23 protein-coding genes are annotated in these 21038 nt (G+C 67.2%); 8 read left to right on the top strand and 15 right to left on the bottom strand.

All coding sequences use genetic code 11. The features are described 5' to 3' along the window. Positions 1–11 precede the first annotated feature (11 nt). From ACOJUI_RS17750 to ACOJUI_RS17740, 3 genes are all read left to right on the top strand, one after another. Positions 12–1694, top strand: a complete 1683-nt coding sequence (locus ACOJUI_RS17750; RefSeq protein ID WP_422117827.1) for a type IV secretory system conjugative DNA transfer family protein — start codon at positions 12–14, stop codon at positions 1692–1694. After that, positions 1691–2113 (top strand): DUF4913 domain-containing protein, encoded by a 423-nt coding sequence (locus ACOJUI_RS17745; protein WP_422117826.1) that lies wholly within the window; start codon positions 1691–1693, stop codon positions 2111–2113. Before ACOJUI_RS17750 ends, ACOJUI_RS17745 begins: the two co-directional genes overlap by 4 nt. 181 nt (positions 2114–2294) lie before the next feature. Beyond that, positions 2295–4070 carry a DUF262 domain-containing protein gene (locus tag ACOJUI_RS17740; protein WP_422117825.1) on the top strand — a complete coding sequence of 592 codons (1776 nt, stop codon included), beginning with the start codon at positions 2295–2297 and terminating at the stop codon, positions 4068–4070. Between the two features lie 443 nt (positions 4071–4513). Here ACOJUI_RS17740 and ACOJUI_RS17735 read toward each other — a convergent pair whose 3' ends face one another. Genes ACOJUI_RS17735 through ACOJUI_RS17725 form a run of 3 tightly spaced genes read right to left on the bottom strand, consistent with a single transcriptional unit; the run spans position 4514 to position 6173 of the window. Continuing rightward, the gene (locus ACOJUI_RS17735; RefSeq protein WP_422117824.1) at positions 4514–4804 is read right to left on the bottom strand and encodes a hypothetical protein; all 291 of its coding nucleotides are present in this window, start codon (positions 4802–4804) and stop codon (positions 4514–4516) included. After that, a complete protein-coding gene (locus ACOJUI_RS17730) occupies positions 4804–5805 on the bottom strand; it encodes a caspase family protein (RefSeq protein WP_422117823.1) in 1002 nt (333 codons plus the stop codon). Before ACOJUI_RS17730 ends, ACOJUI_RS17735 begins: the two co-directional genes overlap by 1 nt. Beyond that, a complete protein-coding gene (locus ACOJUI_RS17725) occupies positions 5802–6173 on the bottom strand; it encodes a TIR domain-containing protein (protein WP_422117822.1) in 372 nt (123 codons plus the stop codon). Before ACOJUI_RS17725 ends, ACOJUI_RS17730 begins: the two co-directional genes overlap by 4 nt. A 327-nt stretch (positions 6174–6500) precedes the next feature. Here ACOJUI_RS17725 and ACOJUI_RS17720 point away from each other — a divergent pair, with 327 nt between their 5' ends. After that, positions 6501–7181 (top strand): DUF6338 family protein, encoded by a 681-nt coding sequence (locus ACOJUI_RS17720; protein ID WP_422117821.1) that lies wholly within the window; start codon positions 6501–6503, stop codon positions 7179–7181. A 59-nt stretch (positions 7182–7240) separates the two neighbouring features. Here ACOJUI_RS17720 and ACOJUI_RS17715 read toward each other — a convergent pair whose 3' ends face one another. Genes ACOJUI_RS17715 through mobC form a run of 3 tightly spaced genes read right to left on the bottom strand, consistent with a single transcriptional unit; the run spans position 7241 to position 10187 of the window. Further along, positions 7241–8203, bottom strand: a complete 963-nt coding sequence (locus ACOJUI_RS17715) for a hypothetical protein (protein WP_422117820.1) — start codon at positions 8201–8203, stop codon at positions 7241–7243. Positions 8204–8212: 9 nt separating this feature from the next. After that, positions 8213–9862, bottom strand: a complete 1650-nt coding sequence (locus ACOJUI_RS17710) for a relaxase/mobilization nuclease domain-containing protein (RefSeq protein ID WP_422117819.1) — start codon at positions 9860–9862, stop codon at positions 8213–8215. Further along, on the bottom strand, positions 9846–10187 hold the full coding sequence (mobC, locus tag ACOJUI_RS17705; protein ID WP_422117818.1) for a plasmid mobilization relaxosome protein MobC: 342 nt from the start codon (positions 10185–10187) through the stop codon (positions 9846–9848). Before mobC ends, ACOJUI_RS17710 begins: the two co-directional genes overlap by 17 nt. 266 nt (positions 10188–10453) lie before the next feature. On the opposite strand from mobC, the gene ACOJUI_RS17700 reads away from it, so the two are divergent. Beyond that, the gene (locus ACOJUI_RS17700) at positions 10454–10810 is read left to right on the top strand and encodes a hypothetical protein (RefSeq protein WP_422117817.1); all 357 of its coding nucleotides are present in this window, start codon (positions 10454–10456) and stop codon (positions 10808–10810) included. A gap of 160 nt (positions 10811–10970) precedes the next feature. After that, positions 10971–11918: a glutaredoxin domain-containing protein gene (locus ACOJUI_RS17695; protein ID WP_422117816.1), complete on the top strand. Its 948-nt coding sequence runs from the start codon at positions 10971–10973 to the stop codon at positions 11916–11918. Between the two features lie 93 nt (positions 11919–12011). On the opposite strand, the gene ACOJUI_RS17690 is transcribed toward ACOJUI_RS17695, so the two are convergent. Both ACOJUI_RS17690 and ACOJUI_RS17685 read right to left on the bottom strand, forming a co-directional pair. Continuing rightward, positions 12012–12374: a hypothetical protein gene (locus ACOJUI_RS17690; RefSeq protein ID WP_422117815.1), complete on the bottom strand. Its 363-nt coding sequence runs from the start codon at positions 12372–12374 to the stop codon at positions 12012–12014. A gap of 362 nt (positions 12375–12736) precedes the next feature. Then, positions 12737–13435: a TetR/AcrR family transcriptional regulator gene (locus tag ACOJUI_RS17685; RefSeq protein ID WP_422117814.1), complete on the bottom strand. Its 699-nt coding sequence runs from the start codon at positions 13433–13435 to the stop codon at positions 12737–12739. Between the two features lie 137 nt (positions 13436–13572). Between ACOJUI_RS17685 and ACOJUI_RS17680 the strand changes: the two genes are divergently transcribed. Beyond that, positions 13573–13893: a histone-like nucleoid-structuring protein Lsr2 gene (locus tag ACOJUI_RS17680; RefSeq protein WP_422117813.1), complete on the top strand. Its 321-nt coding sequence runs from the start codon at positions 13573–13575 to the stop codon at positions 13891–13893. A gap of 95 nt (positions 13894–13988) precedes the next feature. On the opposite strand, the gene ACOJUI_RS17675 is transcribed toward ACOJUI_RS17680, so the two are convergent. From ACOJUI_RS17675 to ACOJUI_RS17655, 5 genes are all read right to left on the bottom strand, one after another. After that, complete coding sequence (locus tag ACOJUI_RS17675) at positions 13989–14765, bottom strand: zeta toxin family protein (protein WP_422117893.1); 777 nt, start codon at positions 14763–14765, stop codon at positions 13989–13991. Between the two features lie 206 nt (positions 14766–14971). Next, the gene (locus ACOJUI_RS17670; protein ID WP_422117812.1) at positions 14972–15439 is read right to left on the bottom strand and encodes a hypothetical protein; all 468 of its coding nucleotides are present in this window, start codon (positions 15437–15439) and stop codon (positions 14972–14974) included. 112 nt (positions 15440–15551) lie between these two features. Then, positions 15552–16520: a tyrosine-type recombinase/integrase gene (locus ACOJUI_RS17665; protein WP_422117811.1), complete on the bottom strand. Its 969-nt coding sequence runs from the start codon at positions 16518–16520 to the stop codon at positions 15552–15554. A 154-nt stretch (positions 16521–16674) separates the two neighbouring features. Continuing rightward, positions 16675–16914 (bottom strand): hypothetical protein, encoded by a 240-nt coding sequence (locus ACOJUI_RS17660; RefSeq protein WP_422117810.1) that lies wholly within the window; start codon positions 16912–16914, stop codon positions 16675–16677. Next, a complete protein-coding gene (locus tag ACOJUI_RS17655) occupies positions 16911–17162 on the bottom strand; it encodes a ribbon-helix-helix protein, CopG family (RefSeq protein ID WP_422117809.1) in 252 nt (83 codons plus the stop codon). Before ACOJUI_RS17655 ends, ACOJUI_RS17660 begins: the two co-directional genes overlap by 4 nt. 277 nt (positions 17163–17439) lie before the next feature. Here ACOJUI_RS17655 and ACOJUI_RS17650 point away from each other — a divergent pair, with 277 nt between their 5' ends. Then, the gene (locus ACOJUI_RS17650) at positions 17440–17871 is read left to right on the top strand and encodes an Hsp20/alpha crystallin family protein (RefSeq protein ID WP_422117808.1); all 432 of its coding nucleotides are present in this window, start codon (positions 17440–17442) and stop codon (positions 17869–17871) included. A gap of 330 nt (positions 17872–18201) precedes the next feature. Here the strand turns inward: ACOJUI_RS17650 and ACOJUI_RS17645 are convergent, their stop codons facing one another. Continuing rightward, the gene (locus ACOJUI_RS17645; RefSeq protein WP_422117889.1) at positions 18202–19884 is read right to left on the bottom strand and encodes a sugar phosphorylase; all 1683 of its coding nucleotides are present in this window, start codon (positions 19882–19884) and stop codon (positions 18202–18204) included. Continuing rightward, on the bottom strand, positions 19881–20939 hold the full coding sequence (locus ACOJUI_RS17640; RefSeq protein ID WP_422117888.1) for a glycoside hydrolase family 36 protein: 1059 nt from the start codon (positions 20937–20939) through the stop codon (positions 19881–19883). Before ACOJUI_RS17640 ends, ACOJUI_RS17645 begins: the two co-directional genes overlap by 4 nt. Positions 20940–21038 lie beyond the last annotated feature (99 nt).

Here is a 21038-nt window from a genome sequence, read left to right as displayed (position 1 = left end):
GGGGGAGGACGATGTCGAGGTTGCAGTCCAATCGCCGCCAGGACGGCCCCAGCCCCGCCGCGTGGGTCGCCATCGGCGCCCTCAGCGTGCTCGGGCTGATCGGCGTGGTCATCCTGGGGGCGTGGCGCATCGGCGTCACCGCCTCCGGGGGCGCCACCCAGGGCTGGACGACGACCGCCACCGTGGTCACCCTCGCGGGCGTGCTGATGGTGCTCGCGCTGGCGGCGGTGGTGGGGTGGGCGGTGACCCGGGCGCAGAAGGGCGCCACCCGCGTCGATGCCGCCGCGCGGTACCTGGGCAACCGCAACAAGCGCGACCTCGAGGGCCTGACCGAAGCCTCGGCCCAGGCCGTCGCCGAGCGGCTCGGCGCCAGCGGGAACGGTCCGGGCGTGCCGCTCGGCACCCCCGTGGGCCACACCGAGGCCCTCTACTCCACGTGGGAGCAGGTGCGGATCGCGGTCATGGGTCCCCGCGCCGGCAAGACCAGCTCGGTGTGCGTGCGGGAGCTGCTGGAGTCCAAGGGCCCCGCGATCGCGACCAGCAACAAGCGCGACCTCGTGGACCTCACGCGCGGCCCCCGCTCGGAGATCGGCCTGGTGCGCGTCCACGACCTCCAGGGCCTGATCGGGGAGAAGCCCACGTGGTGGTGGAATCCGCTGAGCTACGCCTCGAGCGTCGACCGTGCCGATGAACTGGCCGATGTGTTCATCGCCGCCGTGACCGACGCCGGCTCGAAGCAGGACGCGTACTTCACCGGCGCCGCGAAGAAGACCCTCTCGGCGATGCTGCTGGCCGCGCACGTCGGCGGCGACAGGATCTCGATCATCCTGGAGTGGCTGGCGAACCCCGACCTGGGCGGTCCCGTGGAGCGCCTCGCGGCCGAGGGCTACATGGCCGTGGCCACCACCCTGCAGGGCCAGATCGATCTCACCCCCAAGCAGCGCGACGGCGTGTTCGGCACCGCTCTGGAGTGGGTCGGGTTCCTCCGCAACGAGCAGGTGCTGCGCTGGGCCGAGCAGCAGGGACCCGATGACCAGCGTCCCCAGTTCGACCCCGAAGCGTTTGCCCGCTCCACCGACACCCTGTATCTGATCTCGAAGGAGGGCGCCGGCACCGCCCGGGCCCTCACCGGGGCCCTCACGATGGCGGTGCTCGACGCCGCCGACAAGGTCGGCTCCGTCTCGCCAGGGATGCGGCTCCCGCGGCCGATGTGCGCGGTCCTCGACGAGGCCGCGAACGTGACCCGGCTGCGGCAGCTGCCGGACCTGTTCTCCTTCTACGGCTCCCGCGGCATCATCCTTTCGGTCTTCCTGCAGTCCTGGTCTCAGGGCGTGGAAGCCTGGGGGGAGAACGGCATGAAGAAGATGTGGTCAGCCGCGAACGTGCGCCTGGTCGGGGCCGGCATCGCCGAGGAAGGGTTCCTCCGCCAGGTCGCGGATCTGGTCGGCACCACGGAGCTCGTGCGGACCTCCACGTCGGTCGGCAAGGGTCAGCGCTCCACCTCCCGCTCCACGCAGCGCGAGCGAATCCTCGAGGTCTCGGAGATCTCCGAGCTCCCCAGCGGACGCGCCCTGCTGTTCACCTCGGGCTCGCGAGCGATCCTGCTGCGACTGGTGCCATGGTGGGAGATGCCCTACGCAGACGCCGTCCAGGCGTCGAAGGAGTACTACGAGGGCCTGGCGGTGAGCGCATGAGCGAGAACGCAGCGCCTGCCCAGGGTGAGGAGTCCGCAGAGGACATCGAGCTCTGGTATCCCAACGTGGACCGGTTCCTGCACGAGTTCCTGCTGCCATCGTGGCGGCACACGACCACCGCGAAGTGGTGCCGGAAGTGGTACCTGCACGCCGAGGCCGTCTCCCGACTCGACGCCCTCTGGCGCGCCTACGAGACACTACGTGTCGGCGATCCCACCGGCATGGCCGTGTGGTGGCGCGACTTCGCCGACCCCACAATGGCGGCGCTGACCAGCGACTCCGGCACCTTCGCAGGGTGTAACTTCCGCCAGGACCAGCACCGCCCGATGCCTCAGTGGGTGGCCGATCATGCGCCGGACGTGACCGTTCCTGACGAGGGCGTGCTTCGACCCAAGGCCAACGCCGACATCCTCGGCTGATCGGCTTGTACGGAGGAGACCGCGACCTCCGGCCAAGAGCCCGCGTCTACGACTCTCTCGGAATGCTTACTCCGATAGAGTCCATACGGCTCCATTAAGGATCCTCCTGAGAGACCGCACCGCAAAGTAGCGGCCGTGAACCTGGGCACCGACTGCCCACAGATTCGAGAGAATTAACTGCATGTCGTTCCAGACTCCACGCAGCATCGAAGAGATGCTCACAGCCATCCACAAGCGCGAGTACCTGATGCCTGCTATCCAGCGAGAGTTTGTCTGGGGCGCGGACCAGATCACAAGGCTCGTCGACAGCCTCATGCGCGGGTACCCCGTCGGCTCGTTCCTGCTCTGGGACGTGCAGCCTGAGACCGCCCAGTCGTACACCTTCTACGAGTTCCTGACGAGCTATCACGAGCGCGACAATCCCTACGCGGACAAGGCTACGGTCCCAGCAGGAAGCGGCACCACGGCGGTCCTGGATGGACAACAACGCCTCACCTCCCTAAATATTGCCCTGTATGGCAGTTTCGCCGAGAAGCGAAAGTACGCTTGGTGGAACAGCGCTGACGCATTCCCTGTCAAGCGGCTGCACCTCAACCTGGTTAACGAACCCGATAATGAAGAGCTCGGACTGAAGTACGACCTTCGGTTCCTTACCGACAAGGAAGCCGCAGCCCAGGATGACCAGGAAGACAAATGGTTCCGAGTCGGAGCGGTGCTCGGCCTTGCGAACGCTGGGCCAGCAATCATGCAGGAGTTGGCTCGCCGGAACATCGCCGGGTCAGCCGATGCCTTTCAGCGGCTCTACGACCTCTATGAGGCAATTCGCGTCCTGAAGCCCATGAACTACTTCCTGGTAACCGATCAAGATGCCGATAAGGTCTTGGAAATTTTCGTGCGCGTCAATAGCGGTGGCACCACACTGTCGTATTCCGACCTGCTACTTTCGATGGCGACGAATCAGTGGCGAGATCTCGACGCGCGCGAGGAAGTTCGATCGCTGGTATCCGAGCTCAACACCAACGCAGGACGCCAGTTCTCGTTCTCAAAAGACATGGTGCTGAAAGCAGCGTTGACGATCGCTGACGTAGACGTGCGGTTCAAGGTCACCAACTTCACACAGGTCAACATGGCAAAGGTCGAGGAAGCGTGGCCGCTAATCAAGGTCTCGCTACTCCGAGCAGCAACCCTGCTTCAGCAGTTCGGCTACAACGGACGAAACCTGACCGCTACCAGCGTGATCGTTCCACTGGCCTACTACCTCCATCTACGCGGCGCGACAGACTCCTATCTCGACTCGACGGCGAACGCCGCCGACCGGCTCGCGCTTCAACGTTGGGTTACTCGCTCGCTCATCAAACGAGGAACTTGGGGATCCGGGCTCGACACACTGCTGTCCCGCATCCGTGACGTGTTGCGGACCAACGGCAATGCGGACTTCCCCGTCGCCTCCGTCGAGGACGCGATGGCGGCGGCCGGCAAGAACTTAACCTTCGACAACGCCGAAATCGACGAGTTGCTCAACCTCAAGTACGCCGGGCAGCGAACCTTTTCAGTCCTGTCTGTGCTGTACCCCGGCCTCGACCTCGGCAAGAAGTTCCATGAAGACCACATCTTCCCGAAGTCGCGATTCACCAAGAAGAAGCTCACCGAGGCGGGAGTTCCAGCCGAACAAATCGAAGACTATCTCGGCGCAGTGAACCTCCTGCCCAATCTTCAGCTCCTGGCTGGCACGGCAAACATCGAGAAGCAGGACATGCTTCCCTCAGAGTGGATCGCGACCGCTTTCCCGAACGAGGCGAAGCGTGCAACGTACGTCTCTGAGAACGACCTCGACGGTCTTCCACTCGCCCTGACGGAGTTCTCCGGCTTCTTCGAGAGTCGCAAGCAGCGTATCCGCGTCCGTCTCATCGCAGCGCTCGGCGCCACGCCGATGCCAGTCCAAGCCGACCGCGAATAAATAAGCTCTCCAGGGTGCGCTCGCACAACGCATGCAGGGGCTGGATGCGCCCTTCGTAGCAGTCTTCGCAGCATCGGCTACTTCTCGCCGTTCGGCGTCGGTGGCCTGCCGTTTGTCCACGCGGTCTGAGGCGCGCGGGTTCTCGCCGTGCCCAGACAGTGCGACGTCGCGGTCGGTCTCGGCAGCTCCGCCAGCAGCCGCACACTCGTCCGACTCAGCTTGAAGTTGCTCGTGTGCCGACCGTCGGGGACGCTCCTCCCGCAGGCACGGTCTGCGTCGGCGTCGCCGCGCTGACTGTCGACGCAGTGCTCGTAGCGGTAGACCGCGACTCGCACCTCCCCGGCCTCGTCCAAGTCGGCCTCGAGCCGCTGGCTCGCCCGGCCCTCGCCGCTGAGCTGGACAGTGCTGGCCCACTCCTGCGCAGCCTCGTCGCGCGCCGCTTCTTACTGCGGCGACTCCGAAGAGCCATCCCGAAGACGATCAACGCTTGTTCGCAGCGCAGACAGATACTCGATGGCCTGTTCGCGGTCGCTGGCGCGCTCTTCTTCGCTCAGTTTGGCGTACGGAGTCTCGATCTGGCGTTGCCATCGTTGCACTAAGTGGGCGGGCATCAACAGGCTTCCATCGGGTTGACGTGAGCATTGATTATGCAAGTAGCTTTGCCAATGGGCCCAACGCTCATGCTCGACAGCAGCAAGCGCTTCGAGAACCTCCGGGGAGTCAAGGAAGTCCATCACAGGCGATCCTGCTTGACGAGGTTCCAATAGTGCTGCCCGAGCGAGGTTAACTCACAAGCAGTGCTATTCATCGCGGCGAAGTACATATGTTCAGCACCCACCGGCTGAACAAGGTTAACGTCGCGGTAGTGCTGCAGGACTTTGAAGGTGGCAACATGGCTTGGATCGGGGTTGACAATGCTCGGATCCTGGCTTTGCTCAGCCGAGCGGTCGAATTCATAGGATGGATCGAGGGCGAAGCGGTGCTGAGGATTGGGGAAGAGCGCGGTAAGCTGACGCAGCTCGGCCAGCGGAATCGGCGGCTGCGTCCGACGCAGAGAGACGAATCGCTGCACATTTGTCTTGAAGACAGGGCGCTGGTCCCAGCTGCCGAGGGACTGATCGATATGCGCATAGACGCTTCCGGGAGTTATCTCTCCAATAAGATTGGCGGCGGCCCCTTTGAGTGCGTCGACCATAAGCCCCGTGAAGACACCCGAGCCGGCACGCTCGAGCGCCGCCTGCTGTGGCGTTGAGGCCGCTAGGATCGTGACGCCGTCGTGGATATTAGCCTGCTGCTCGCGGTCGCCGGGACCGGCAGCCGCCGACCCGCTATGGCAACTATCCAAGATGATAATCTTGTTTGTAGCTGGCGAACTATTGGCCATAGCCATTACTTCCTGTAACGCCAGGCCATCGTCGCCATCTTCGGCGTCGCTGGCGCATAGAAAACCGCCGGTCTCGTCCAGGTAGCCGTGGCCCGAGAAATAGAGCAGAGCAATTTCGTTGGGGTCTTTAAAGAGATCGACCACAGCGCGTCGAAGTTTGGCACGATTTACTGGCTCGCTGGCGTCACGACTAATAAGCAAACGTGGAGAGTCGAAATTGCGGGTGTCGTCGAAGTTCCTTTCGAGCACCGCATTGACGGCTCTTGCATCATTGACGCAGCCGCCCAGGTTTCTTAAGTGCTGGTAAAAGTCAATCCCAACAACTAGCGCTTTCCTGGTTGTCGAGCTCATAGGGAGTCGATGAAGTCGCTGATGTTCTTGTCACTCCAGGCCACTGTGGAAACACCCTGGAGCAGTGTGCGGTCGTCAGAGTACGCCCAGATGCCCCTGATGGGCTTGCCCTCCTCCTTGGCGCAAGCGATCTCCCACTTCTGACCCGAGGAGGCTAGCGAGTTCCTGCTAGCGAGCACGATCACCCCGTCGGAGCGCTTGATACGAGTCCGCACTCGAGCCTTCCACTCGTGGTCATAGGGCTGCTTGACCGACATGTCAACGAACTCGTAGGGAGCTCGCGGCGACAGTGACTGGCCCTTTAGGAAGTCACGCTGCCGTTCGTCCTCGATGGCGAAAGCTACGAAGACAGTCTTTCGATCGGGCATACCTGCGCTCCTCGTTGGTCTATGAACTGTGTCACTCTTACTGTAGTCTCCAGCGCCCACATCCGAGCGCTCGGTGGCGTCGCCAAGCCCGGCGCGCTTCCGAGCGAGGCACCGGATGCCCGCTAGCATCCGCACGACGATCACTCAAACCGAACTACGGGAGGAAGCCATGGCCAGAGTCAGAGAGCCCCACGATCCGCGCCGGACGACTGAAGCCGACATGAGTCAATTGGAGGAGAAGGGAGCACTGAGCTCCTCTTACGCTGATGAATACGAGAGCCACTCTGGCGGCAGAACCACCAACCAGCTACTCGACTCCGACGACGAGTGATCCTCGACAGCGCCTCCGCTGTACTCGGGTTCTTTCTGCTCCTGGCCCCGGGGCTAGTCTGGGAACGGCAGCAGGCGAGACACAGCCCCCCGGTTAAAGAATCGGCCTTTTACGAGGCCTCTCGCACTATCCTTGCTTCCTCGTTAGCCACGGTCACGGCGGCCGCACTGTTGAGTCCGTGGTGGTGGACGCTGTATAAGCGCGCTGCCGCCAGCGAACAGCTCTTGGCAGACAGCGTCGGCGCAGTTCCTTACTTCGGAGCTGCACTAGTCACCAGCGTACTGGCCTGCGTCCTCACTCTTCTGGCTGCCTGGTGGAGGTGGCGCAAGGCTCGACCGTCCATCCACGGAGTGCCAGTCTGGCATCGCGTTTTTGTGGAATGGCGAGGGGATGACGACCTACCTCCAGTGGTGATCGTTGAACTAACCGACGGAACCGCCTGGAAGGGGAGGTTCGCTGCATTCGATACTGGCCCGGAAGACAGTCAACGGGATCTCGCGCTGCGGTCCCCCCTCTTGCGGCGGCGTCCCGGCGAGAAAACATTCACCCGGTTGAACGAGGACTGGGAGCACATCGTGCTGTCTCAACCTCAAATCTGCTCGATCAGAGTCGCATATCCTAAACCCGATCTTCCCCCAAATATACCGACCGCCCCGCAGGGCATACCGGGCGCATAGCGTCGAGTTCCGACTGAGCTAATAATCCGAGGCCTCGTCGAACAGCTCGATGGCGGTGCTCAGCGTCCACGTTCGTTGATGTGCTCGCTGCTTTGCTGGCGTTTCGCCTTGACGTGTCGACCACTCCGTTGACGGTTGCGCTGGTTGGCCAGCTGCTCGCGTAGGGGCTCGTTCCGTCCCCCCTGCGCGACCGTGGCGGCCTCGGTTGCTTCGCGCTGTTCGGCATCGACGACCCTTCGCGTTTCCGCGAGGTCTGGGTCGTGGGGGTGTTCGCCTCGCCCGAACAGGGCGCTCTCGCGGTCGGCCTCGGCCGCTGCGGCGGCATCCTCATGCTCGTCGGCGTCGGTGTGGAGCCGCTCCTGCTCGTGACCGTCAGCGGCGCCAGCGCGGGCACGGTCCGTGTCCGCTTCTCCTCGCTCTCGGTCGGCGCGGTCCTCGTGGCGGTAGGCCGCGAGTCGTGCCTTCTCGGCCTCGTCAAGGTTGGCCTCGAGCCACTGGCTCGCCCGGTCCTCGCCGCTGACCTGCAAGATGTTGGCCCACTTCTGCGCGGTCTCGTCGCGCGCCGCGACCAACCGCGCCTGGGACGGCGACAGGTCAGCGCCCTGCGGAACGGGCGTCAGCTCGATCTCGTCCGCGCTGACGTGCGCGTCCACGAACGCGGCGACGTCTCCGTGTCGGGCCTCGAGCTGCCGGCCCAGGGAGTCGCGCGTGTGGCGGGCGTGCTCGTCCTGTTCGGCGTACGCCTCGGCGTACACGTAGGCGATCGCGACATCGCGGTCGCTGGCCTTCTCGACCCACTGAGGGTCGCGGGCCGGTGCGATGAGAGCCCGCATCGCCTCGCGCTGCGCGCTCTCGCGGTCCGCGAGAGCCTGGGCACCTTCTCGGTAGCCCTCGGCGGCGCGGCGGGATCGTTCTTCCTGTCGGCGGTGCATCTGCTCCAGTGCTCGCATCACCACGGTGCTGGTGGCGCGTACGACCCTGGCGCTGTCTCCGAACAGCTCGTCTTCGACGTCCGGTGCCATGACTGCCTCCTACCTCTCGTATCCCTCGTCCCGGCGGGCGGGGGTCTGTCGCGCCCGGTGAGGACGCGAAGCTGCGGTGGCGCGCGGCGCGGGTGCCGGCGGGTTCTGGCTGCGCAGGACCTGGACGGTCTCGGGAGAGAGGATTGTGTAGTCGATCTGCTCGCGGGCAGGGCCGGGCCGCACGGCACCGGTCACGCGCATGACCTCCGCAAGCTCCGGGTCAACCGTGGCGAGGTGCTGCTCGTCGCGCTGGTAGCGGATCAGGCCGGCCTGGATGTTGAGCGGGACCACGGCGCGCTCGTAGAGCTCGCGGGCCTGCCGGGCCTCGCGGTCAGCGGCGGCGCTGCTGGCCACTGCTTCCGCCAGGCGCATCAGCTGCATGAGCACGGCCAGCTGGGCCACGGTGTCGTTCTTTGACGCGGCGGCCGTGGCCGTGCCCAGAGTCGTGGCGACCTCCGCGAGGCTCTCACGCGCGCTGCTGCGACGCGGCTGCGCGGCCTTGGCCAGCGCGTCCGACGCCTTCGCGAGGTGACCCGAGTGGGCCCCGTTGACCTCGACAGCCCAGGCGCCCAGCAGGTTCGACGCGTCCGCGGCGACGCGGCGCCAACGGATCTCGCTGTGCTCGCGGGTCAGGGTGACACGGACCCGCTTGATCTCGTCCTCCACGGGAAGGCGCAGCGCTCCGGCGCCCTGCTTGCTGCGGGCGCTCTCGCGCCACACCGACACCGCATCCATCTGGTCCTCGAACGTCCAACCCTTCGCCGCACGGAGAGCGGGCAGGCTGAGGTTCTTATCCAGGTGCTTCGAGGGGGAGAACCAGATCGCGGCGCCCGCATCGGCCAGCGCAGCCTTGTAGCCGGTGACCTTGACCAGGCCACCTTCGGCGTAGCGGGGGAGGAGGATCACGCCGGCGGCGCGTGCTGCGCGCACGTACTCGGCCTCGCTGCGGGCGTGCCAGGCGGCGCCGGCCAGGCGCCGGCGCACCACGAGGCGGTCGGCGTCGCGCTTCTCCCGCTGGGCCCGCTCGAGCTCGGCGCGGGAGATGTTCCCGACCCCGGAGTAGACGCCGTCCTCGAACGCGGCCTCCAGGCCGAGGCTCGCGGCGATCCGGGCGCCCGCCCGGGCGGTGCGCAGCTTGGAGCGGTTGATGTCGGCCCGGGTGCCGTCCTCGCGCACCAGGTTCACGGCGATGTGGATGTGGTCGTTGCCGCCCTTGGAGTCGCCGTGGTTGATGGCCATCCACGCGCAGTCCGCTCCCTGCGGGGAGTCGATGAAGCCCATCTCGCGCACGAAGTCGCGCGCCGCCTGCGCCCACTGCTCATCGCTTAGCGCGCCGTCCTTCGGGCCCAGGGAGAGCGTGGCGTGGAAGACGCGATCGGCGCGGGCCACACCCCGCAGCGCCTCGTCTTCCGCCGGGGTCAGCGGCAGTCCCTTCTCGCGGCGGACCTGCCGCCAGGCCCCATCGAACTCCCGCGCGACCGCGGAGCGGGCCTCCGCATCCTCGGCGAGATTGAGCACGTTGGCCATCGCCAGGAGCTGCGGCGAGCCGGCCAGCATCCGCTGGTCGGTGTGCTCGTTCGAGCGGCCCGGCCCGTAGAGGTAGGCCACCAGCGACGCGGGCGTGGACCCGATCGCGAGCTGCTTAGCCAGCATCGCCATCCCCGCTTCCGACCGCGACCGCATCGACCCGGGCGATCACCGCCCGCACCTCCGCCAACGCACGCTCCACCTCCGCCGCCTCCACGGGGTTCTCGCCGGTGAGGGCGAAGGAGTTGGCCTGATGGGCGAGCTGGTTGACGTTGTTCGCCACGTTCGCCAGCACCAGCCGCGCTGCCGAGAGATCCTCCCGCAGCCGCTCATACCGCGCCGCTGCATCGACGCCACCGGTCAGCACGGCCCGCATCAGCACGGCCTGCTTCGACACACCCTGCGCGCGAGCGAGGGACTCCAGCAGCGCCAGCTCCGAACCGGTCACCTTCAACACCACCCGATGCTCCCGCGGCTCAGCGGTGTTCGCCCGGCGCCGACCCCGCCGCGCCACTGCGAACGCATCCTCCGCCACCGCGAACCCCTCCCTGCCCTAGTGCAACGACCACGCCACCTCGTGCGTGGATCCCCACCAGTCTGGGCACCCCTGGCGCTACGCGCAAGGGCGAGTACGGCTTAGGGCACCTAAGCCTCCATCTTGCTCCGGCTTCACCGGCCCGCTGGGGGCTTGTCGGTGTCAGTGCGCCCGGGTAGCGTGATGGCATGAATGAGGCACGTCACATAACCGAGCAGGGTGAGCACCCGATCGACGAGAAGGTGCTGTCGCTGATGGATCGCCGTCTCGAGACGGCGCGGCAGCTGGCCGACAGCGCAACCGAACTCTCGGCGGCACGAGCGCGTGTAGAGGAGGCGCAGCGCGCGTACGTCGAGTCGTTCCGTCAGGCCGAGAAAGCCGGCTGGGACAAGAAGGAACTGACCGGGCACCTCAACTTCGAGGAGCCCGGCAAGGCGCCCCGAAAGCGAGCAGCAACGCGGAAGCCCGCAACAGCGGCACAGACCACCACGGGCGGCACGTCGGGCGCAGGCGATGGGGACGCGGCGGGCTCGCCGTCTTCCTGATGCCCAATCGTTCGTGTCCCGTACCTCCGGTCAAGGGCGCTGCGCGTCGCTCCGCGATGGCGCTACGCGCCACCCTTGACTCTCCGGCACGGGACACGAAGGGCGGCATCTATCAGGAAGAAGGCCGCAGAAAAAGCGGCACCGAACGAAGGGAACGATCATGACCGAGCCGACCAGCACCGAACACGTCACCGAGGCTGAGCGCTATCTCAGCGCCACCTACTACGAAGCCCGGTGGGTCGAGCAGACCGCCGAGACCCGGGCCCTGCTGAGGCACGGGCAGGTCGACGAGATCCGGGCTCTAATCGAGGAGATCGACGAGAACCTCCGCGACTTCGACGAGGGCGGGTACCCGCCCGACAGCGACGAGCTGTACGGCATCTACACCGACGCCATCACCCGCGCCGCCATCCCCTACGGCGAACCACCGATCAGCGTCGACGAGGTCGCCCGGCAGCTCCGCAACGTCGGCCACGACGTCCCCACCATCGACCTCGCCACCCTCGGCGACCGCACCGGCATCACGCCGCTACAGCGCGACTGGGTCACCACCCAGCTCGACGACGAGAACAGTACGGCGGCGCCGGCCTTGCACGACGTCGCCGCAGCGCGACTCAGCGTGCGGCGGGCGATCGCCAGCATCACCGAGGACAACACCTCCGCGCAGGCCCACCTGCACGCCGCGAACCAGGCGCTCTCCGAGGCCGTCGAGACAATGCGCCCCGAACAGGCCCACCCGGGTGTCACCGCGGCCCAGGAATCCGTCCAGCAAGCCAGTGAACGAGTCGCCGCGGTCGCGGAGACCGTCACCAAGGTCGACGTCGAAGTCACCCTCTACTCCACCCCCGACTGCATGGGCTGCGCGGCCACCAAGCGCACCCTCGACAAGGCCGGCGTCGAGTACGAAGAGATCAACCTCGCCGAGCACCCCGACCTCGTCCAGCAGTTCAAGCGTCAAGGCCTCGCCCAAGCCCCCATCGTGGAGACCAAGGACGGGGAACGCTGGGCCGGTTTCAACCCCCAGAAGATGCGCGAGCACGGCCTGGACTACCGCTCCCGCCAACAGCGCAGCCACGACTCCGGGCGCGACACCAGCCACGGCCGCTGACCCTGGATCGCCGCCTCCCTCACCAGGTGCGCTGTGTTCCTGCCGTCGGAGGACTTTCTGCGGTGCCCGCCGTGAGCGGCACCTCGGCGGACGTCAGAACTCCAACGTGTTGATGAGGGGCGCGAGGATGACGCTGCCGAGGATGTCAGCAACTCCGAGCATCAGGTATGCGGATCCGAGGGCGGCGCCGACAGCTGCGGCTGGGGAGAGCTTGCCCCTGGCGTGAAGACCGATGAACCCGAACACGGTGGCGATGAGCGCGAGGATCGCCGGCGGGATCCGGCTGACCAGCATCCAGGTGCCGATGGGGACGTCGTAGTACTGATGGAAAAACGGCATGGTGTGCATGAGCGCCTGAGAGGTGGCCCAGACCACCATAAGCACCAAACCAGCGAGGAGCGATACAAGGCCAAACGGGTTCTCTAGGCGGGCATCGGTACTCGTGGTCGAGTCCATGGAGTCTCCTCGGGGCGGCTGTAGTGATCCCGGTGGTGCGTCACGCCCCGGTAGTAGCGCACGCTAGCGGGCCGCGGCCGCCCGCGGGCCGCCGTAACCATTCGGTACCGCGAGTGGACCGCGACGATCTTCCACAAGGGGTACAAGCGAACGACCGCCGTGCAGGCGCACAGCGAAGAGCGCGTCAAGGAGATGTGCGTAGCGCGCAGGGTCACCACCACGTTCGAGAGCCCCTCCGGTAAGGCGGCGCCGTCGTCATCGACCGCCGCCTGAGCTCCATTCACCGTTCCGCCTGCGTGCCCGCCGCAGCGCCGGATGGCCCCTGTCCAGGTCCGCGATAGCGCGATGCTGGCGCGCTCGTGTCACACCCCAAGAGCGACAGGGCGCGAAGTCCCGTCAGCCGCTGGCGAAGGCATGCCCACCGTGCGTAGCGTTGCAGGGATCGGATCTGACGGGGCGAGGCCGGTGTACCAGCTCGGCAGCACGCGCAACAACGACGTGACCAGAGCGTTTTCGTCGGCCTCCGCGCCGCCATGGACGTCCTGTCCCGCCAGGACGAACCAGTCGACGATCACCTGCATCGTCCCACCGGCGAAGAACTGCGCCGTCCGCGCGATATCCACATCGGCAGGCAGGTCCTTCCCCATCTGGCGCAGGGCTTCTTCGTGGAGACGTGCGCACGTCTGCACGACGCCCACATAGGCACGATGGCGAACCTTCCAGTTCAGCGACCCTCGGAGAAAGGCCTGGTGAACGCACGCATACGCGGCCATGCTCGCCGCGGTGGCGTGCACGATCTCCTGGGCGGATCGGCCTGCGGCGGCAAGCGCGGCTACCCGCGCCTCCTGCCCCTCGAACATCTCGTCGAGCATTTCCCCCAGCAGGTCCTCGATATCCTCATAGTGGGTATAGAAGGCGGAGCGGCTGACACGGGCGAGCCGGACCAGGTCGTTGACGGTGACCTTGTCCCCAGCAGCACACAGGTTACGAGCAGCCGCGAAAAGCGCGGCTTTCGTCCGTGCGGGGCGAGGGTCCGGCGCACGGCCGCCAGAGGTAGACATCGCGCCAGCCTAAGGCCACATCAGGCCGACGGCGAGGGACTACTCACCCTGGAGCCCCATCGGCGCCGCGATGCGGATTCTTCGAAGCCCGTACCTATAGGATCGCGGCGACATCTCGATCAATTGAGGGGTAAACAATGGCGCGCAAGACCAAGATCATCCTTACCGATGACGTTGATGGTTCGGAGGCAACCGGCACGGTGAGTTTCGCTCTCGACGGTGTCGCCTACGAGATCGACCTGAACGACGACAACGCCCAGCAGCTGCGCGACCAGCTCGGTGAATGGGCCAGCAAGGCCCGCCGCGTCGGCGGCCGCCGCACCACCGGCACCCGCAGCGCGGGCTCCTCGAACGACGCCGCGAAGATCCGTACGTGGGCCCGGGAGAACGGCTACGAGGTCAGCGAACGAGGCCGCGTCCCCCAGGAAATCCGCGAGGCGTACAACGCCGCGCACTGACAACCGAGCACGCCGGCACTCCCCGGCATCAGCAGGGGCCCCCTCCCGGAAGGGGGCCCCTGTTCATATAGGGGGCACATCGCGACCGTGCTGGTCTATCGCTCATATCCCTCGGGCCGGGGCTGTGCACGTCGACGCCGAGGAGCCGGCCCTCCGAAAGCGGCCTGGTGGGCCTGCGCGGCCTCGCGGTCGATGAGCGAGCTTCCCGCCCGCACGCGCGCCACGTCCGTGGTCACCACCGCCGGCGCACCCACCGACTCCGTGCGGAACACCCGGTACCGGACCACGGCTCCCACCTCCTGGGCCAGCTGCTCGGCCGCGACCACTGACCGGCTGCGCCCCTGCGGGCCATCGAACATCGCGCGGGCGTAGTCACTGGGCACCCAGCGCCCGCCCAGGAGATCGCCCTTGCCCGCGAGGGTGTCGACGTACGCCTCCCGCCATCGCGACCGGATCCGATGCTCGGACACCTCGAACGGCACATCGACCGCCACCACCTCCACGCCGTACCCGGCACTCTCGAGCTGGCGCCCGACCGCGATCGCGTGTTCACGCTGGGACAGCACGCCGTCGATCACCACCGGGTACCCGCGCTCGAGCGCTTCCTCCCGCAGCACGTCAGCGATCTGCACGGCCTCCACATGCACCAGTGCGGACAGTTCCAGCGTGAAGAACCGCTCTCCGCGCGCTTCGAGCTCGCGCACCGCAGCGGGCTTCAAGAACTCCTCCAGCGACCCATCCCTCTCGGCCTGGCGCAGCAGGAACCGTTTGATCTCATCCGGGTCGATCAGCACATGACCGGCGACCTCGTCGGCAAGCTCCCCCTGACGCAGAGTGCTCTTGCCGGCCCCGGGTGGGCCAGCTATCACCATCGCGTGCCGGCTCTGGCCCGGCGCTACCCTCGACAAGCACTCCTCCACGTACTGCGCGTGCAGCCGGTCGCGGGCGGCTCGAGGAACCCCGGGGGAGTGGAACCAGCGCGGATTGTGGATCGACGCGGACTCGGCGCGGGTTCCCAAGGGCCCATCTCGGCGAGTCAGCTCCCGCACATGGTCGATATGACGATCGATCCAGTCACTCACGAAGCCGGAGCGTTCTTCCGCTCGGCCACCTCGTCGTAGATCGCATCGTCGAGCAGCCCCTCCCGGTGCGCCTTCTGCACCTCACGCCACGACCCCGGACCCGGGCTCGCCACGACATCCTCCAGCCACTCCGGCTCCGGGATCGGCGTGTACTCCCAGCGAGCAAGCTCCTCGATCAGCTGCTCCCGCGTCAGCTGGCCCAGCGAGTAGCGCTGACAGATCTCATACGGGCCAGCGCCCGAAAACCCCGGAACAGCCTCGGGGACCTTCCGGGCCACCTTCAACGACTGACTCAGCGCTGACTGGGAGACACCGAGCACCCGAGCCACCTCCGCCTGAGGACGACCCTCACGGTCCAGATGCTTCAGCGCGCGACGGTAATCCAGCGTCGCGACCTCCACCTGACGCCGACTCACCGCCGCCACCACCAGATCATCCGCCGGCCACTCCAACTGTGCGGTCATCGAAACCACCTCCCATATAAGCCACCTTATAGGCTGGTGGCGGCCATGTCACGACCTCGTCCCCATCGCGCCAGGAGCAGCCGGAGCGATCCCTTCCGTCGGCGCTCCGCACCTAGCCGTCTTGCTGGCTTGCTGGCGTGCTGGCAAGTAGGCGTGCGGCCGATGGGGCGGCGGAGGCCGCCCGGAGGTGCGCGGCGGAGGCTTTGAGGTAGATGCCGGTGGTGGCGATGCTCTCGTGGCCCAGCAGCTGCTGCACCTCGGAGATCGGGACACCGACATCGACCATCGAGACGGCGTAGGTATGGCGCAGGGCGTGAGCGGCTTCGCCCTCGGGCTTGGCGATGCCCGCCCGGACGTAGAGCCGGTTGACGCGATAGGAGATCGTGTCGCGGGTGAGCGCGCGGCCGTCCGGCCGCACCAGCAGGGGAGAGGAGTCGCCCTGGCCCTCGGCGTGCTCGGCGCGCCAGGACAGGTAGGTGTCGATCTGCGCGGCGACCCCTGGATCCAGAGGCACGGTGCGGGCCTTGCGACCCTTGCCGACCACCCGGAGCGAGGGCTCGTCACCGGGCCGGTAGTCGAGCAGTCGCAGCTCGGCGGCCTCGCTGGCGCGCAGTCCGCCAGCGGCCAGGATGACCACGATCGCGACGTCGAGCAGCGGCGCCGCCGGTCGCGCCTGCGGATCTTCCGTGCGCGCTGTCCCCAGCAGGGCGGAGATCTGGCCGTCGGTGAAGGCCACCGGCAGGCGCGCGGGAGCGCGCGGCGCCTGGAGCGCGGCGGTGGGGTCGGCGGAGAGTCTGGACTCGAGCACGAGGTACCGGCACAGGCCGCGCAGCGTCGTCACCAGGCGCCGGCGGGTGGTCGGCGCGAGGCCAGCGTTGTTCATCTCCGCCATCGCGGCCTTGATGACCGGCCCGGTCAGATCCTGCACCTTCACGGGGGCGCCGGTCTGGGCCTCGAGGTAGCGCTGCCACGAGGCGAGGTCGGCGCGGTAGGCCGTAGCCGTCTTAACGCTGATGGTGCGCCCGACGGCGCGACGTTCCGCGATCCAGTCCTGGGCAGCGTCCTCGAAGAGCTCGCTCATCCCGCCACGTTAGGCCGCACAGCTGCCCTCGCTGCGGCGACACTCCGCTCTAGTGCGCATAATCTTGATTATGCGCACTACACGACTGGCCTCCCCACGCAACGCCTCCACCCGCCTACCCACCGCCAGCAGCTCAGGTCGCCGCGGGCTCGTGTCACGATATGAGGCTCAGGTACTGCTTACGGGCGATCATCGAGTGGATGATCTCCTCAGTGCCGTCATCCCAGATCAGCACTACCAGCTCGAGGAGACGGGCATGGGTGTCGAACCCTAGACGTAGCTCCCTCTGCGGCTTCTCCTCATCCAATGGCGCGATGTACACCGCATTGCGGGCCGCGTAGGTGGAGTCCGCGGCGAGGATGCCGTGCTTGAGTGCCGAGGGGCGAACCCTCACGCGGTTGTCCACTCACGAACGGCTCGACGGATCGCTTCTGACCGATTCAGGTGCTCGCGGTCAGCGCGCTGCATGAGCGAGGAGATCTCCTCGTCGGTGAATCGCACCGGCACAACCTGTGCCGGTTGCTCACCGCGAGTGGGCCGTCCGCGCTTGCGCAGCTGCTCCACGTCGTAGCCAGCCTCGGCTTCAGCAACCCAGGCATCGACCTGATCCTCGGGGACCTCATGACCTTGCATCTTCCTCATACCGAATATTGTAATACGCATATCGGCGGCATGGCTAGCCCGGGCCATGTGCGACCTAAGCACGGTGGGCTACACAAGCCGTCGCTCACCCAGGCGCGCGGCGCACCCAGGGGTGCCCGACCTTGCTGCCGGAGGGCAGCTGAGGCAGCCGCTATGGGCAGACTTCAAGGCTGGCACTCTCCGGGGGAGAGTGCTAATCTGCTCGCAGTTGAGTCGAACGGACTCAAGGTTGGTAGGCCACCAATCCCGGAGGTGGCCGCGACAGGAAGGAGACATCATGGCTACCTACGACCCGTTCCGAGAGATGGAGCGTCTCGCGAACAACTTCCTCGACACTGGGCGACGGGGCCCTCGACAGATGCCGATGGACCTGTACCGCGCCGGCGATCATTACGTCCTCTCCGCCGACCTGCCGGGCATCGATCCCGGGTCCGTCGATGTCGACGTCGACGGCCAGCTGCTGACCATTCGCGCCGAGCGAACCCTCGCGACCGATGAACAGGCGCAGTGGATCACTCGCGAGCGCACGGGAGGAACTTTCCTGCGTCAGCTCAGCCTCGGACAGGGACTGGACACCGAGCACATCTCCGCGAGCTACAACAACGGTGTGCTCAGCGTGACGATCCCGATCAGCGAGAAGGCCAAGCCCCGCAAGATCGAGATCACCACGCAGAACGCTCCCCAGCAGATCGAATCCTCAGCGACCTGATCGCTCGATCACCCTCACCGAAGGCCCCCGGCTCCCCGCGAAGCCGGGGGCCTTCCGGCGCTCAGGAAGCCGAACAACCGGAACCGCCGCCCACTCACTCGCAATGACGATCAGCACGGTGCCGAGCTGCGCAAGCAAAGGGTCCGCATAACTTCGAATATGCGCACTTCAATCGGTCCTCATCGTCGCGAGTACGACGACCCATGCAGAGCCGACGAGAAGTTTGCCGCGGACAATGCTCACGGTTACTCCAGCAGACCCCCGGCGTATATTCGCGGGACCGATCGCTCGCTGGCGTGATGGTCAAGTGCGTCGTGCGGAGCTCCTCGGTCATCCACGCAGCCAGAGGACCCCGTGGGCCGGAAGCACAATAGTTCCGGAATACCTTCGTCCTGTCAGCACATCGATTCCGTGCAGGTCGGGAAGTTCGACGGTACCCGCGCTGACGTTCGTGAGGGAGAGGATCTCGTGCGGGGTGCCGCCAGCGCGTCGCAGCGCGAGCACGCGCTCGTCGAGGGGGACGACCTCCTGTGCGGCGAAGGGTGAGAGCGCCGGCTGCTTGCGCCGTGCGTGCAGCATGGCGGTGAGGCCCTCGAAGATGGTGCGGCGCCGCGGTGAGGTGTCGAGCTCCTCGAGGAGCGTCTCGGCGTCGAGGGTCTTCCGGTTGATGCGGCGGGGGATGCCGCTGGCGATCATGCCGTCGATGTCGTGGGTCGAGCCGAACAGCGAGTGGTAGTAGATCGCGGGCACGCCGACCATCGACAGCAGGATGCTGTGGGCCGCCAGCGCTCGGCGTGCGACCTCCGCGTCGTCGGCGCGGCCGGGGTCGGCGAGCATGTCGAGGTAGCTGACGTTGAGCTCGTACGGCGCCTCGCTGCCGTCCGGGCGGGTGACCATGGCGGCGCGGCCGCCGTGGGCGAGCGCCCGCTGGACGAGCATCGTGCGGTCCTCGTCCGTGAGCAGGCCCTCGGTGGGGCGCATCCCGATCCCGTCGTGGCTGGCGAGGAAGTTGAACCAGGTCGCGGAGTCGCCGACCGGGCCGATCTCGGCGGCCCAGCGGCCGAGCACGGAGACGCTGCCGGTGGCGAAGGCGTGCAGCACCAGGGGCGGCAGCGCGAACTGGTAGACCATGTGGGCCTCGTCCGTGCCGTCGCCGAAGTAGCTGATGTTCTCGGCGTGCGGCACGTTGGTCTCGGTGAGCAGCACCGTGCCCGGGGCGACCTCCTCGACCAGGGCCCGCCAGATCTTGATCACGGCGTGGGTCTCCGGCAGGTGCATGCAGCTGGTGCCGGATCGCTTGGCCAGGAAGCCGATGGCGTCGAGGCGGATGGCGGTCGCGCCGCGGTCGAGATAGCCCAGCAGCACATCGGTGAGCTCGAGGAGCACCTCGGGCGTCGCGACGTTCACGTCCACCTGGTCCGGGCCGAAGGTGGTCCAGGCGGTCGTCGTGTTGCCGTCGGCCCGGTCGTACTCGTGGAGCAGCGGGGTGGCGCGCGGGCGCACGACCTGCGTGGTGTCGAAGTCGGGCCCCGGGGAGAGGAAGTAGCCGGCGTAGTGCGGGTCGCCGGCCAGCCAGCCCTGGAACCAGGGGCTCCGGCTGGAGACGTGGTTGGCGACGAAGTCCAGCATCACGCCGCGCTCCTCGGCGAGGGCGCTGACATCGTCCCAGGTGCCCAGGGACTCGTCGATCCGGCGATGGTCGACGACGGCGAAGCCGTCGTCGGAGGTCCAGGGGTACAGCGGCAGCAGGTGCACGTCGGTGAGGGCGTCCCGGACCGTATCGTCCAGGACCTCTCGGAGGGTCGCCAGCGGGGCCTGGCCGGCGCGCTGGATCGCGTCGCCGTAGGTGATGAGGAAGGCGGTGCGCTCGGTGGGCCGCTCCCCCGCAGGCGCCGGCGTGCGGAGGTGCTGAGCCGCCCGGGCGACGAGTCGGTCGGCGACCTCCTGCGCCTGCTCGGGATAGAGCAGGTCGAGGTGGGGGCGAAGCGCAGCGGAGAGTCGGGTGAGGGTCACCGGAGACCTCCCGTCGCCGCGGCGGCCGACGGGGCGCGGCGGTCGTCCGGCGCCTCCAGGAGGTCGCGGACCATCCGGAGGCCGTGATCGTCGAGCTCTGCGAGGCGATCGGAGAAGGAGGCGAGTCCGCCGGCGGAGCGGACGACCTCCGCCCACTGGTCGCGCAGCGCGAAGGAGGGACGGGCGACCAGGCAGTCCGGGTCGTTGATCCACAACCGCCCGTTCTGCCAGTGCCGCGCCTCGAGGGACATCTGCCCGCGCAGTCCGGTGGAGCCGTCCTCGCCGCCCTCGTGGAAGGTGTCCGGGGAGACGCGCATGGCGTCCACCAGGCCGATGCTGGGCAGGAGCGGTGCCCCGCATCCCACCAGGAAGGCGTCGGGGCCGACGGCCTCCCGGATCAGGAGCATGCCCTCGCGGTAGGCCTGGACGCCGTCGAGCGGCCGGTGGCGGGTCCCGGGGATCGCGCCGGCGTAGAGGAAGTCGAGCTTGAAGTAGTCGATGCCCAGGTCGCGCAGGCTGCTGAACACCTCCACGAGGTACTCCTGGACGCCCGGATGCGTCAGGTCCAGTCCGGTCTGGTCCTGTCCCCAGTTGAAGCCGGCGGGGCCGACGAGCCACTCGGGGTGCTCCGTCGCGAGCGTGGTCTCGACGCCGAGGAGGAAGGGGGCCAGCCAGATCCCTGCCCGTCGTCCCCCGGCGCGGATCGTGTCCACGAGGGCGGCGAGGTCGCCGAAGGCGTCGCGCACCCGGGTGCCCTCGCCGGTCCCCGTGGACCAGCCGTCGTCGATCTGCATGACGTCGATCGGCAGGTCGAGCTCGTCGAGCGCTGCCAGGTTCTCCCGCACGTCGTCGGCCGTGAGGTCCTCGAAGTAGCGGTACCAGGTGCACCACACGCGCGGGGCGGCCTCGGGTGCTGCCGCCCCGGTCAGTGCGCGAAGGCGCTCGGCGGTGTCGGAGAAGGCCGTGGCGACGTCGGGAGCGGTCCAGCTCGCCGTCGGCGCCGAGGCGGAGATCCGTGCCGCCACGTCGACGATCCGGGCGTGGAGCGTCGGCACGTCCGCGTCCCGTTCGGGCGGGTTCTCGCCGGTGACGACGTGGAGGGGGAGCCGTCGCCGGGATCGATCACCATCAGGCCCTCGGCCTGGTACGCGTCC

The organism is Brachybacterium sp. UNK5269 (assembly GCF_049266655.1).
Classification (GTDB): Bacteria; Actinomycetota; Actinomycetes; order Actinomycetales; family Dermabacteraceae; genus Brachybacterium.
This window is presented reverse-complemented; position numbering and strand designations above follow the sequence as displayed.